10 protein-coding genes and 1 pseudogene are annotated in these 12,631 nt (G+C 73.6%); 7 read left to right on the top strand and 4 right to left on the bottom strand.

Annotation, left to right across the window (positions count from 1 at the left end):
• Window positions 1–20: 20 nt before the first annotated feature.
• From HCC61_RS06090 to HCC61_RS06080, 3 genes are all read right to left on the bottom strand, one after another.
• On the bottom strand, window positions 21–158 hold the full coding sequence (locus HCC61_RS06090) for a hypothetical protein (protein WP_169134216.1): 138 nt from the start codon (window positions 156–158) through the stop codon (window positions 21–23).
• 128 nt (window positions 159–286) lie between these two features.
• Window positions 287–541, bottom strand: a complete 255-nt coding sequence (locus tag HCC61_RS06085) for an acyl-CoA carboxylase subunit epsilon (RefSeq protein WP_169134215.1) — start codon at window positions 539–541, stop codon at window positions 287–289.
• Window positions 542–555: 14 nt separating this feature from the next.
• The gene (locus HCC61_RS06080; RefSeq protein ID WP_169134214.1) at window positions 556–2,157 is read right to left on the bottom strand and encodes an acyl-CoA carboxylase subunit beta; all 1,602 of its coding nucleotides are present in this window, start codon (window positions 2,155–2,157) and stop codon (window positions 556–558) included.
• A gap of 234 nt (window positions 2,158–2,391) precedes the next feature.
• Here HCC61_RS06080 and HCC61_RS06075 point away from each other — a divergent pair, with 234 nt between their 5' ends.
• From HCC61_RS06075 to HCC61_RS06050, 6 genes and pseudogenes are all read left to right on the top strand, one after another.
• Window positions 2,392–3,309: a biotin--[acetyl-CoA-carboxylase] ligase gene (locus tag HCC61_RS06075; RefSeq protein ID WP_169134213.1), complete on the top strand. Its 918-nt coding sequence runs from the start codon at window positions 2,392–2,394 to the stop codon at window positions 3,307–3,309.
• Between the two features lie 550 nt (window positions 3,310–3,859).
• A complete protein-coding gene (locus tag HCC61_RS06070; protein WP_346777077.1) occupies window positions 3,860–4,885 on the top strand; it encodes an adenylate/guanylate cyclase domain-containing protein in 1,026 nt (341 codons plus the stop codon).
• 197 nt (window positions 4,886–5,082) lie between these two features.
• A complete protein-coding gene (locus tag HCC61_RS06065; protein WP_346777046.1) occupies window positions 5,083–5,898 on the top strand; it encodes an enoyl-CoA hydratase-related protein in 816 nt (271 codons plus the stop codon).
• 212 nt (window positions 5,899–6,110) lie between these two features.
• A pseudogene (locus HCC61_RS30550) lies at window positions 6,111–7,274 on the top strand (diguanylate cyclase); the annotation flags it as partial.
• 1,204 nt (window positions 7,275–8,478) lie between these two features.
• Complete coding sequence (hutH, locus tag HCC61_RS06055) at window positions 8,479–10,026, top strand: histidine ammonia-lyase (protein WP_206322218.1); 1,548 nt, start codon at window positions 8,479–8,481, stop codon at window positions 10,024–10,026.
• Between the two features lie 173 nt (window positions 10,027–10,199).
• Window positions 10,200–11,423: an aromatic acid exporter family protein gene (locus tag HCC61_RS06050; RefSeq protein WP_169134211.1), complete on the top strand. Its 1,224-nt coding sequence runs from the start codon at window positions 10,200–10,202 to the stop codon at window positions 11,421–11,423.
• Here HCC61_RS06050 and HCC61_RS06045 read toward each other — a convergent pair.
• Window positions 11,409–11,747: a hypothetical protein gene (locus HCC61_RS06045; RefSeq protein WP_346777076.1), complete on the bottom strand. Its 339-nt coding sequence runs from the start codon at window positions 11,745–11,747 to the stop codon at window positions 11,409–11,411. The genes HCC61_RS06050 and HCC61_RS06045 overlap by 15 nt on opposite strands.
• Window positions 11,748–11,911: 164 nt before the next feature.
• On the opposite strand from HCC61_RS06045, the gene HCC61_RS06040 reads away from it, so the two are divergent.
• A complete protein-coding gene (locus HCC61_RS06040; RefSeq protein WP_206322137.1) occupies window positions 11,912–12,391 on the top strand; it encodes a hypothetical protein in 480 nt (159 codons plus the stop codon).
• Window positions 12,392–12,631: the final 240 nt, after the last annotated feature.

Below are 12,631 nucleotides of genomic sequence, written 5' to 3'. Positions count from 1 at the left end.
CCACGCGAACGGGATACGGGCTAGGCGTCCGGCCGCACGTTGGCCAGCAGGAAGGAGGAGATCACGACCACGGGCAGCAGCCAGTACAGGCGCCGCAGCATCGCAAGGGTCGCGCGCATCTCCTTCGGAGGCTCGTCACGAGGGTCGGACCACAGCATGATTCCCATGCTGCGGCGAGCACGGCGGGTGCGCCTGAGTACGCGTACTCATTCGGGACGGGGCGCGGGCACCCGCCGCGGAACCCGGCCGCGAGCGTGCGAACGGGGACCGCGCCGCGGCAGCGGTGTCACGCGGGCCAGTACGTCGTACGCCAGGCCCTCGGGCCCGGCTGCGGCACCCGCCGCGGGACCGTGCGAGCGGGATCGGACCACTCCTGCGCGGTACGCCGGGCAGGAGCCTCGGACGCCGCCGCGGCGGCCCGCGCCCTGACCACCGCGAGCGCGGCGGCCAGCTCCTCCGGAGTCGGGTTGCCCCGCACCACCTTGACCGGCGGGATCGGCGGGTGCTCCCCTCGCTCCTCTGTCGTCGTCGGGTCGAGCATGGCCAACGGCCTCCTCACAGCGGGATGTTGCCGTGCTTCTTGGGGGGCAGCTGCTCCCGCTTGGAGCGGAGCGTGCGCAGACCGCGCGTGATGTGGCGGCGGGTCTCGGACGGCATGATCACAGCGTCCACATACCCGCGTTCGGCCGCGGCATACGGATTCAGCAGCGCGTCCTCGTACTCCTGCGTCAACTCCGCCCGCAGCGCCTCGCGTTCGTCGTCGCCCTCGACGCCGGCGAGCCGCTTGCGGTAGAGGATGTTGACCGCGCCCTGCGCGCCCATGACGGCGATCTGCGCGGTGGGCCAGGCGAAGTTGAGGTCGGCGCCGAGGTGCTTGGAGCCCATGACGTCGTACGCGCCGCCGAAGGCCTTCCGCGTGATGACGGTGACCAGCGGCACCGTCGCCTCCGCGTAGGCGTAGATGAGCTTGGCGCCGCGGCGGATGATGCCGTCGTACTCCTGGTCGGTGCCCGGCAGGAAGCCGGGTACGTCGACGAAGGTGATGACGGGGACGTTGAAGGCGTCGCAGGTGCGCACGAAGCGCGCCGCCTTCTCGCTGGCGTCGATGTTGAGACAACCGGCGAACTGGAGCGGCTGGTTGGCCACGACGCCCACCGACTGCCCCTCGATCCGCCCGAAGCCCGTGATGATGTTCGGCGCGAACAGGGCCTGCGTCTCCAGGAATTCGCCGTCGTCGAGGACGTGCTCGATCGCGGAGTGCATGTCGTACGGCTGGTTCGCCGAGTCCGGGATCAGCTTGTCGAGTTCGCGGTCCTCGTCGGAGGTCTCCAGGTCCGCGTCCTCGGGGTAGACGGGCGGCTCGGAGAGGTTGTTCGACGGGAGGTAGGACAGCAGCGCCTTGACGTACTCGACGGCGTCCTTCTCGTCCCCGGACATGTGGTGTGCGACGCCGGAAGTGGAGTTGTGCGTACGGGCGCCGCCCAGCTCCTCGAAGCCGACGTCCTCGCCCGTCACGGTCTTGATGACGTCGGGCCCGGTGATGAACATGTGCGAGGTCTGGTCGACCATCACCGTGAAGTCGGTGATCGCGGGGGAGTAGACGGCGCCGCCCGCACAGGGGCCGACGATGAGGCTGATCTGCGGCACGACGCCGGAGGCGTGCACGTTCCTGCGGAAGATCTCCGCGAACAGGCCGAGCGCCACGACGCCTTCCTGGATGCGCGCGCCGCCGCCGTCGTTGATGCCGATGACCGGGCAGCCGTTCTTCAGCGCGAAGTCCATGACCTTCACGATCTTCTCGCCGTAGACCTCGCCGAGCGAGCCGCCGAAGATCGTGAAGTCCTGCGAATAGACGCAGACGGGGCGGCCGTCGACGGTGCCGTAGCCGGTGACGACTCCGTCGCCGTACGGGCGGTTCGACTCCAGGCCGAAGTTGGTCGAACGGTGGCGCGCGAACTCGTCCAGCTCCGTGAAACTGCCCTCGTCGAGCAGGAGATCGACCCGTTCCCTTGCCGTCAGCTTGCCCTTCGCGTGCTGCTTCTCCACCGCACGCTGCGAGCCCGCGTGCGTCGCCTCCGCGGCGCGGCGCTCGAAATCCGCGATCTTGCCCGCGGTGGTGTGGATGTCAGGGCTCGCCTGCTCGGACTGCTCGGACATCTGCGTGGAGCTCCTACTCGTCAGCGTGCGGCTACCGGTTCGTAGGCTATCCGCGAAGGAGCCTTCCGTCGGTGCGGCGTTGGCCACACTGGAGCACGAGGGGCGTGCCCGCGGGGTGCGTGCCGGGTGCGTGCGCGGCGCGTGCGGCGCACACCGTTCGTCCGGCCCGCCCGCCGGCGGTGCCCGTCCCCGCCGCGCAGGCGGTGCCCACGGGTGCGGGCCTACGCTGGCGCCATGACGCCGAACCCCTCCGACGACCCGGGCAGCCGCTGGTCCGACCTCAGCCGTCCACCCCTCAACGCAGCGTCCCTGCGCAGGGCGTTGACCGGTGCGGACAGCATGTGGACATCGCTGGACGTGGTCGAGCGCACCGGCTCGACCAACACCGACCTCGCCGGACGGGCGCGCGACGGCGACGCGGTGGAGGGCGCCGTGCTCGTCGCCGAGGAGCAGACCGCGGGCCGTGGCCGGCTGGAGCGCGGCTGGAACGCGCCCGCACGCTCCGGGGTGTTCGTCTCGATGCTGATCGTGCCGCCCGTGCCGCAGGAGCGCTGGGGGTGGGTGCCGCTCCTGGCCGGGGTGGCGACGGCCACCGCGCTGTCCCGCACGGCGGGCGTCGACACGAAGCTGAAGTGGCCCAACGACGTGCTGGTCGACGTCGAGGGCGAGGAGCGCAAGACCGGCGGCATCCTCGCGGAGCGCACGGACGTGGCGGCGGCGAAGGGCGCGGGCGGGAGCGGCGGCGCCGGCGTCGTACTCGGCATCGGGCTCAACGTCTCGCTGCGCGAATCGGAGCTTCCCGTGCCCGCGGCGGGGTCGCTCGTCCTCGCGGGCGCCCGCGCGACCGACCGCGATCCGCTGCTGCGCTCGGTGCTGCGCTCCGTCGAGGACTGGTACGGGCGCTGGACCGCCGCGGACGGCGATCCGCTCACGGCCGGTCTGCTGGAGGCGTACGCGGCGGGCTGCGTCACGCTCGGGCGTCACGTACGGGCCGAGCTGCCCGGCGGCGAGCAGCTCGTCGGCGAGGCGGTGGCCGTCGACAGCGACGGACGTCTCGTGATCGCCACCGAGGACGGGGTGCAGCGGCCGGTCGCGGCGGGGGACATCGTGCATCTGCGGGGCAGCGGCGGTACCGGGGGCGACGGCGGCTAGGGCGGCGGGGGCGGAACCGGCGGCTAGGGCGGCGGGGGCGGCGCCGGGCGGTGACCCGCGGCCCCGGGCCCGCACGGGCGGGGCCCGCGCCGGTGCCCGCCGGGCGCACGTCCGGCGCACTGTACGTGTTCGGCCGAGCCGGTGGTCCGCCGTGGTCCGCTTCTGATGGTCCGTTCGCAGAGGGACCAGTTCAGCGCGGTGCTGCCGTATTGTTGGCACGCGGCGGAGGGGACACGGATGTGACGCGTCCCGGTGATCCCCGGAAGATCTCAGCAAGAGAACGGAAGGGCAGTGCGCAGGGACGACCGGACCTGGCAAGGGGCGGACAGTGGCCGACGATGAACCGGACATTCCCGCGCGTACGTCCGGGCCGCAGTCGGAACCGGAACCGGAGCCGGAGCGCGAGCAGGTGCCGGAGGGCGGCCCGTCGCGTGAACGGCCGGAGCAACCGCAGGCGTCCGGCCCCGGCACACCGGGCACACCCCGCCCCGCGGGCACCGGAGCGGCAGGTACCGGAGCGCCGGGCGCCGGCGCCGCCGACCTCCCCGAAATCCCCGACGAGGACGAGGACGACCCCAGCGCCCTCCGCATCGAGCAGCTGATCCTCGGCTCGAAGCGGCAGTACACCCCGTTCCAGGCGGCCCGCGCCGCCGGCGTCTCCATGGAGCTGGCCTCCCGTTTCTGGCGTGCCATGGGCTTCGCCGACGTGGGCCAGGCCAGGGCGCTCACGGAGGCGGACGTGCTGGCGCTGCGCCGCCTCGCCGGTCTCGTCGAGGCGGGTCTGCTGAGCGAGACCACGGCCGTGCAGGTCGCCCGCTCGACCGGGCAGACCACTTCGCGGCTGGCCGACTGGCAGATCGACTCGTTCCTGATGGGGCTCACGGAGCCGCCCGAGCCGGGGATGACCCGCAACGAGGTCACGTATCCGCTCGTACAGCTGCTGCTGCCCGAGCTGGAGGAGTTCCTGGTGTACGTGTGGCGGCGCCAGCTCGCCGCCGCCACCGGCCGGGTCGTGCAGGCGATGGACGACGAGGACACCGTCGCGCGGCGGCAGGCCATCGCGTTCGCCGACCTCGTCGGCTTCACGCGGCTCACGCGCCGCCTCGAGGACGACGAACTGGGCGAGCTCGTCGAGGCGTTCGAGACCACGGCCGCCGATCTCGTCGCCGCGAACGGCGGCCGTCTGATCAAGGCACTGGGCGACGAGATCCTCTACGTCGCCGAGGACGCGGGCACCGCCGCCGAGATCGGGCTGCGCCTGATCGAGACCATGGCGAACGACCCGACGATGCCCGAGCTGCGCGTCGGCATCGCCTTCGGCACGATGACGACGCGCATGGGCGACGTCTTCGGCAACACCGTCAATCTCGCGAGCAGGCTGACGTCGATAGCTCCCAAGGACCGGGTGCTGGTCGACGGCGACTGCCGCGCGGAGCTCGTCGGCTCAGGCGACGCCCCGGAGTCGGAGAAGGAGACCGAGGACCTCTCCGGCTACCGCTATGCGCTTCAGCCGCTGTACCAGCGGCCGGTGCGGGGACTGGGAGTCGTGGAGCCCTGGATGCTGAGCCGCCGCTGAGCGCCGCCGCGCTGCGGGCGTCCCGGATCCGGACCGGACCTCGACTCGTTCCCCGACCGGCCCCGGCCCCGGCCCCGGCCCCGGCCCGGACGCGGACCCGTGCCGGACCGGGCCCCGGAGGGGAGCCCGCCCGGGTTCCGTGAGCCCGCCGTACAGTTGCCCGCGTAACTGGTGAGCGAGCGTTAACCGGAGGGGTCGTGAGCACGGTGGGCGAAGAGCGTTACGGCGAGTGGATCGCGGTCCGCAAGGACGCCGGGGCGGCGCCGCACGTGGCCGAGCTGGTGCTGGACCGCCCGAAGGCCATGAACGCCGTCTCCTCCGAGGTCGCCGCCCGTCTCGCCGAGGCGTGCGCGGCGCTCGCCGCCGACCGCGACGTGCGCGTCACCGTGCTCACCTCCAGCAACGAGCGCGCGTTCTGCGTCGGCGCCGACCTCAAGGAGCGCAACTCCCTCACCGACGCCGAGCTGGGCCGCCACCGCCCCACGGCACGCGCCGCGTACACGGGCGTACTGGAGCTGCCGATGCCGACGATCGCCGCCGTGCACGGCTACGCGCTCGGCGGCGGCTTCGAACTCGCCCTGTCCTGCGACCTGATCGTGGCCGACCCCAGCGCCGTCGTCGGGCTGCCCGAGGTCTCCGTGGGCGTCATCCCGGGCGGCGGCGGTACGCAGCTGCTGCCGCGCCGGGTCGGCGCCGCCCGCGCGGCCGAACTGATCTTCTCCGCGCGCCGGGTCGAGGCGGCGGAGGCCCGCGAGCTCGGACTCGTCGACGTGCTGACGGGGGCCGGTGAGGACCGCGCGGAGGCGCTCGCGCTGGCCGCCCGTATCGCCGGGAACTCGCCGGTCGGTCTGCGGGCCGCCAAGCGCGCGCTGCGCACCGGCTGGGGGCTGGACCTGCGGGCCGGGCTGGAGATCGAGGACGCGGCCTGGCGCACGGTCGCCTTCTCCGGGGACCGCACCGAGGGCGTGGCCGCGTTCAACGAGAAGCGGAAGCCGCAGTGGCCGGGCGGATGACGGGCTGACGACGGCCCGGGAGGCGTCGTCGGGGCGGACAAGATCCGGAACGTACGCCGGTAACCCGTACGGCAGGTGCGGGGCGGTGCGGACCGCGGGCCCACGCGCGGGCCCTTACGGGCGCAGCCGCACGGCACGTACCGTGCGCGGGGCCGTCCGGTGGGAGCAGCCGTCCCGAGAAGATTGTCCGGACTGGTCCTAGCCTGGCTCTCATGGGAGAGGACATACGTCTGCGAGCCGTCGTGGAGCTGGCGCAGGCCATGGCCGGAGCGCAGCGCTTCCGCGAGGCGCATGCCCGCCGCTCCACGCAGCGCGAGGTGGCGCACGCCGCGGCGCTACGGGCGTGCGAGGCCATGGGCGGCAGCTTCGCCGCCCTCTCCGTCTGGGACCGCGGGCGGGGACGGCTGGACGTACTGGTCAACGTCGGTGAACTGGCCCCCGGCGAGAGCGAGTTCCCCGACGGCGAGTCCTACCCCGTGAACGACTTCCCGGAGATCACCGAGCCGCTGCCCGAACGGTGGGCCGCGGACGGCGAGGACGGCGCAGACGGCGAGGACGAGCCGGCGGCCTGGATCGAGACCGCCGGCGGGACGGGCGCGGCCCCCGGGGAGGGCGGCCCCGTAGTGGAATCTCGTTCCGCCCGCGTCGCGGCTCTCCGCCGCCGCGGACGCGGCTGCTGCGTCGTCGCCCCGATAGTGCTGCGCGGACGGGCCTGGGGCGAGCTGTATGTGGCCCGCGCTCCCGGGGCCCCGGTCTTCGACCGCTCCGACGCGCGGTACGCGACGATACTGGCCGAGATCATCTCCGCGGGCATCGCGCAGAACGAGCAGCTGGAGGAGGCGCGGCGGCTCGCCTTCACCGACCAGCTGACGGGCCTGGCCAACCGGCGGGCCGTAGAGAGCAAGCTCGACGACGGTCTCGAGCGCCACCGCGAGGACGGCACGGTCGTGAGCCTCGTCGTCTGCGACGTGAACGGACTGAAGCGCGTCAACGACGAGTTCGGGCACGCGGCCGGCGACCGGCTGCTGGAGCGCTTCGGGATGGTGCTGTCGCTGTCCGGCGCGAAGCTGCCGGGCGCGCTGGCGGCGCGGCTGGGAGGCGACGAGTTCTGCCTGCTGACGGTCGGCCCGCCCGCCGATCGGGTTCTGCGGGCGGCGGAGGAGGTCTGCCGCAAGGCGCTGGGGCTGCGTGGCGGTGACGGCGTTTCGTGCGGCATCGCGTCCACGGGGGACCCGATCGGGCCCGTACGGTCGGCGGCCCGCCTCTTCCGCCTGGCCGACGCCGCGCAGTACCGGGCGAAGGCGGCCCGTGCGCTCGCGCCCGTCGTCGCGGGCCGCGAGGGCGGCACCGAGGACCCGGTCGTACGGCTCGCGGACGCGTCCGAGGCGGAGGAGGCGGCGCCGTCACCGGCACCGGGCGACCGCCGCCACTTCCGCGGCCGGGCGGACGGGCCGGACGGCGCGGAAAGCCCGGACGAGGCGGACCCGGATCCCGGGGCGGACCCAGGGGCTGCGGACGGAGCGGACGGAAGCGGTACCCGAATACGGAACCGCAGCTTCGGCGCCGGGGGCGGCGGCCTGGAGGCCGCGAAGAGCCCGTACGTTCCGCCGGTCGCGGACCCGGGCGTGGGTGCGGGTGCGGGGGATGTGCCGCCGCGGGGCGTGGGTTCCGGGGCGGTGGGCGTAAGTGGCCGTGCGGGCGCGGGAGTTGAGGTCTCCGGTGCGGAGCCGGTCGGGGGAGATCTGCGGGGTTCGGGTGCGGACGGTGCGGCGGGTGTGGGCGTGGGTGCGGGGGATGTGTCGCCGTGGGGTGTGGGTTCCGGGGCGGTGGGCGTAAGTGGCGGTGGGGGTGCGGGAGTTGAGGTCTCCGGTGCGGAGCCGGTTGGGCGGGATCTGCGGGGTTCGGGTGCGGACGGTGCTCCGGGCGTGGGGGATGTGCCGCCGTCCGGGGCGGGCTCGGCTGTCTCGTACGACGCGGTGGGCGTAAGTGGCCGTCCAGGTACGGGAGTTGACGTCTCCGGTGCGGAGATGGCGGGGGAGCCGGGTGCGGACAGTACGCCGGGATCCGAGGGGACCACGCGCGCCACGCGCGCCACGCACTCGACGCAGCCCGCGCGATCCGGCCGCGCCGGCAGGCGCGGTCCGCGGGAGCCGGGGTCCCCGGCCGTGAGCCGCTGACCCCACGTCAACGTGATCCGGCGCACCCGCCGTGACCCGAGTCGCGTCCGCCCCGGCCGGTCGCCGCGCACCCAAACCTGGTCGGCCTCCCGGCGGCTGCGGGCCGCCGGACCGCAGCCGAGGCATCGCGCGTGCGCCCCCAACTGCGGTGCGGAGCCGCCCCGTACAACCGACGGCGCAGGTCGCCGACCGCCGCCGGGCGGTACTCGATGCCCCTCCGGGGCGCGGCCCCACCCGGGGCCGCCCGGATGTGTGGCCCGTACACCGCAGGCCCGGCCACCGCCGCCGCGCGGACCTCGTACTGCCCGGCCCGGGCAAGGGCGACGCCCCGCGCGGCAGCGCCCCACGCCAACCCCGGCCGTGACAGGAATCGATTCACTCTTTAGGGTGCCTGAATATGAGTATGCACACCGTGGTGCTGGGCGACTCCGGCACGACCCCCGAAGACGTCATCGCCGTCGCCCGGGACGGCGCCCGCGTGGAGCTGTCGGCGCAGGCGCTGGCGTCCCTCGACGCCTCGCGCAGGCACATCGAGGAGCTGGCGGCCAGGCCCGAACCGGTCTATGGAGTCTCCACCGGCTTCGGGGCCCTCGCCGTACGCCACATCAGCCCCGGTCTGCGCGCGCAGCTCCAGCGCAACATCGTGCGCTCGCACGCCGCCGGCATGGGCCCGCGCGTCGAGCGCGAGGTCGTGCGCGCGCTGATGTTCCTGCGCCTGAAGACGCTCGCGTCCGGCCACACCGGCGTACGGGCCGAAGTCGCCCAGTCCTTCGCGGCGTTGCTCAACGCCGGCATCACGCCCGTGGTGCACGAGTACGGCTCGCTCGGCTGCTCCGGCGACCTCGCCCCGCTCTCCCACTGCGCACTGACGCTCATGGGCGAGGGCGAGGCCGAGGGCCCCGACGGCACCGTCGCACCCGCCGCGGAACTTCTCACCGCACACGGAGTCACCCCCGTCGAACTGCGGGAGAAGGAGGGCCTCGCCCTCCTCAACGGCACCGACGGCATGCTCGGCATGCTCCTCCTCGCCTGTGCCGACCTCGCCCGCCTCTTCACCTCCGCCGACATCACCGCCGCGCTCACCCTGGAGGCGCTGCTCGGTACGGCGAAGGTCCTCGCGCCCGAGCTGCACGCCATCCGGCCGCACCCGGGCCAGGCCGCCTCGGCCGCCAACATGCTGAAGGTGCTTGCCGGTTCGGGACTCACGGGGCACCACCAGGACGACGCGCCGCGCGTGCAGGACGCCTACTCGGTGCGCTGCGCCCCCCAGGTCGCGGGAGCGGGACGCGACACCCTCGCCCACGCCCTCACCGTCGCGCGGCGCGAACTGGCCTCGGCCGTCGACAACCCGGTGGTGCTCGCCGACGGCCGGGTCGAGTCGAACGGCAACTTCCACGGTGCGCCCGTCGCGTACGTGCTCGACTTCCTCGCCGTGGCCGCCGCCGACCTCGCCTCGATCGCGGAGCGCCGTACCGACCGGCTCCTCGACAAGAACCGCTCGCACGGCCTGCCGCCGTTCCTCGCCCACGACGCGGGCGTCGACTCCGGACTGATGATCGCCCAGTACACGCAGGCCGCGCTGGTCAGCGAGATGAAGCGGCTGGCCGTACCGGCCTCCGTGGACTCCATCCCCTCCTCGGCGATGCAGGAGGACCACGTCTCGATGGGCTGGTCGGCGGCGCGCAAGCTGCGCGGCGCCGTGGACGCCCTCACGCGGGTCGTCGCCGTGGAGCTGTACGCGGCGGCGCGCGCGGTCGAACTGCGGGTCGCGGACGGCCGGTCGGCGCCGGCGGCGGCGTCCCGCGCGATCGTGGACGCGCTGCACGAGGCCGGGGTGGACGGGCCGGGCCCGGACCGCTTCCTCTCGCCGGACCTGGCGGCGGCGGAGGAGTTCGTACGTACGGGAGCGCTGGTGCGCGCGGCCCAGTCGGTGACCGGCGAACTCGCCTGAGAAGGGCACGCACCGGTCCGCGGTCCGTTCTGGTGCCCGGTCTGGTGCCCGGTCTGCGGTCCGCGCTGCGATCCGCTCTGTGGTCCGCGCCATAGTCGCGTGCAGTCCTGCGCTCTCCGGGTACGTGACCGCGGCGTCAGCAACGCCCGCCACACGCACCAGGGGAGTCTTCGATGGCAGAACGGTCCGCGCCGCCGCAGCGGACGGAGGCGGCGTCGCAGGCGTCGACGGCACGGGCACGGCAGTGGCTGCGGCGGGCGGCCGGTTCGGACGGGCACGAGCGGCACACGCTGGCCCTGATCGGGAAGAGCGCCCTGGCGGCGCTCGTGGCCTGGTGGATCGCGCACGATCTGATGGGCGCGCGGTCGCCCGCGTTCGCGCCGTTCTCGGCGGTGCTGATCATGCAGGTCACGGTCTACCGCTCGCTCCTCCAGTCGCTGCGGTACGTGGGGGCCGTGGCGCTGGGCGTCGCGCTCCAGGTGCTGATCGGATTCCTCCTCGGACCCGGCCTGCCGACGTTCGCCCTCGTGGCGCTCGCCGCGATCGCCATCGGACGGTGGCGCCCGCTGGGGTCGCAGGGATCGCAGGTGGCGACGGCCGCCTTCTTCGCCTTCTCCACCTACGTCTCGGCCACCACGCCCGGCGACAAGCTCGCCCAGCTGAGCCAGATCATCGTGCTCGTCCTCGTCGGGTGCGGGGTGGGAGCCGTGATCAATCTGCTGGTGGTGCCGCCGATGCGGTACCGCAGCGCCGAGAGCGGCATCCACACCCTCGCCCACTCGCTGTGCGACCTGATCGGCGACATGTACCCGGCACTGCGCGAGCACCGGCTGGAAGAGGAGCGCACCCGGCACTGGCGTCACCGCGCCTCGCAGCTGGGGCCGATCGTGGACCAGGTGCAGGCGGCGGTGCACACGGCGGTGGAGAGCACGTACTACAACCCGCGGCGGCTGCTGCAACGCCACCGGGGGCGTGCGACGTTCGCCGGATACCGCGCGGTCATCGACGCCCTGGAGCGCGTGACGTACCAGCTGGCCTCGACGGCCCGCAGCCTGGACCAGTGGCACGACGGCCAGGACGACGACGCCTACGGCGGCTTCCTGCGCCGCTACGGCGACTTCCTGGCGACGCTCGCGCACATCACCGATCTGTTCGGCGGGCTCGACGAGGACCGGCTGCGAGAGCAGGCGCGTGAGCTGTGCGAGGCGGCGGAGCAGGCACAGCGGTACCGCACGCGGCTCGTGGAGGAGGCGGAGAAGAGCGCGCTGCCGGTGGGCGACCCGTCCCGCCCGTACGGGATCCTGCTGGCCGAGGCCACACGGCTGATGGACGAGTGCCAGCACACCTGCGACGTGCTTCAGCAGTCCGTCGACGGCGGCGGGTCACCCTGCGCCTGAGCCGCTCCTGCGGCGCCGGGCCCGCGCCACCATGGCGCCGCCCGCTCCGGCGAGCCCGAGCGTGCTCAGCACGAAGGGCGTGCTGGAGCCGTCCTGCCCGTCACGCGCGGCGGACGCCTCGCTGGTCCGGTCGAGGCCGGAGCCCTCCCGGTACCCGGAGCCCTCCCGGTACGACGTGGAGGACGTCTCCGAGTGGGACGTCACCGCGTGGTGCGCGCCGCCCGGAACCTCCTGGGTGGCCTTCGCCGACGGGACGAACCAGAGCGCGCACAGGACCGCACCGGCGGCGGTCGCCGTCATCAGGGAACGGCGGTGAGCGGAGATGCTGGATCGTCCGGCTGCGGACACGGTGCAGGCCCCTTCCGAGTGCGGCTTCCGAGTGCGGCGGTGCGCCGGGCGCACCATGAACTGGCGGCACGGTGGCCGATGTTATAGACAGCCGCGGGTCGTACGGAAGCCGAGCCTCCGTTCCGGCCTACGCTCCCGACATGGCTGCCGACGAGACACCCCGCTGCGAACCTTCCGACACCTCCGCACAGCCCTCGCCGCACATCCGGCTCCGCGTCGACCTGGTCGTGGAGATCGCCGACGCGGAAGTCCTGACCAGGTCGGCCCTCGAACACATCGCCCGCGACGAGCTGATGCCGGACGAGGAGCGCACGCACGCCGAGGAGATCGTCAGCGGGGACGCGGGGGAGGCGCTCGCGTGTCTCGTGGATCCCTTCGACCTCGTAAGGGAGTTGCCGGGGGTCGAGCTGGCGCACGCCAGTTGGGGCAGCGAGGAGATGGACGCGGACGACCTGGACGCCTTCTCGTTCCTGGACGGGGCGTACGGCCTCGACGAGCGCGACGACGAGCGGGACGACGAGCGGGATGACGAGCGGGACGACGAGGGCGGCGAGCCGTCCGGAAGCCTTCGCGAGGACGCCCACGAGGTCCTGCACGGATCGGCCGGCGTCCACCGCTGAATCCGGCGCCGGGCTCCCCGCCGGATCTCTCCCCGAACCCCTCAGTCCCGGGCACGGCCCCGGCCGCCGCACCGCCCCACGCGGGCGTCCGCACCGGTCAGGGCCGTATTCCCGGGACTTTCCGCACGGGTACGTGGCCTGGAACACAGTTTTGTAACTCGTGGAACCGGTCACCAGCCCCGGAGCGTTCCATCCCGTAGAGCTGGGTCCACACATGTCCGGGTTGTCCGGCGGGGGGTG

It is taken from the genome of Streptomyces sp. HNM0575 (assembly GCF_012726265.1).
Taxonomy (GTDB): Bacteria; Actinomycetota; Actinomycetes; order Streptomycetales; family Streptomycetaceae; genus Streptomyces.
This window is presented reverse-complemented; position numbering and strand designations above follow the sequence as displayed.

Coding starts and splice junctions, on each gene's coding strand:
- HCC61_RS06090 (WP_169134216.1), bottom strand. CDS start 158: ATGCTGTGGTCCGACCCTCGTGACGAGCCTCCGAAGGAGATGCGCGCG.
- HCC61_RS06085 (WP_169134215.1), bottom strand. CDS start 541: ATGCTCGACCCGACGACGACAGAGGAGCGAGGGGAGCACCCGCCGATC.
- HCC61_RS06080 (WP_169134214.1), bottom strand. CDS start 2,157: ATGTCCGAGCAGTCCGAGCAGGCGAGCCCTGACATCCACACCACCGCG.
- HCC61_RS06075 (WP_169134213.1), top strand. CDS start 2,392: ATGACGCCGAACCCCTCCGACGACCCGGGCAGCCGCTGGTCCGACCTC.
- hutH (WP_206322218.1), top strand. CDS start 8,479: ATGCACACCGTGGTGCTGGGCGACTCCGGCACGACCCCCGAAGACGTC.
- HCC61_RS06050 (WP_169134211.1), top strand. CDS start 10,200: ATGGCAGAACGGTCCGCGCCGCCGCAGCGGACGGAGGCGGCGTCGCAG.
- HCC61_RS06040 (WP_206322137.1), top strand. CDS start 11,912: ATGGCTGCCGACGAGACACCCCGCTGCGAACCTTCCGACACCTCCGCA.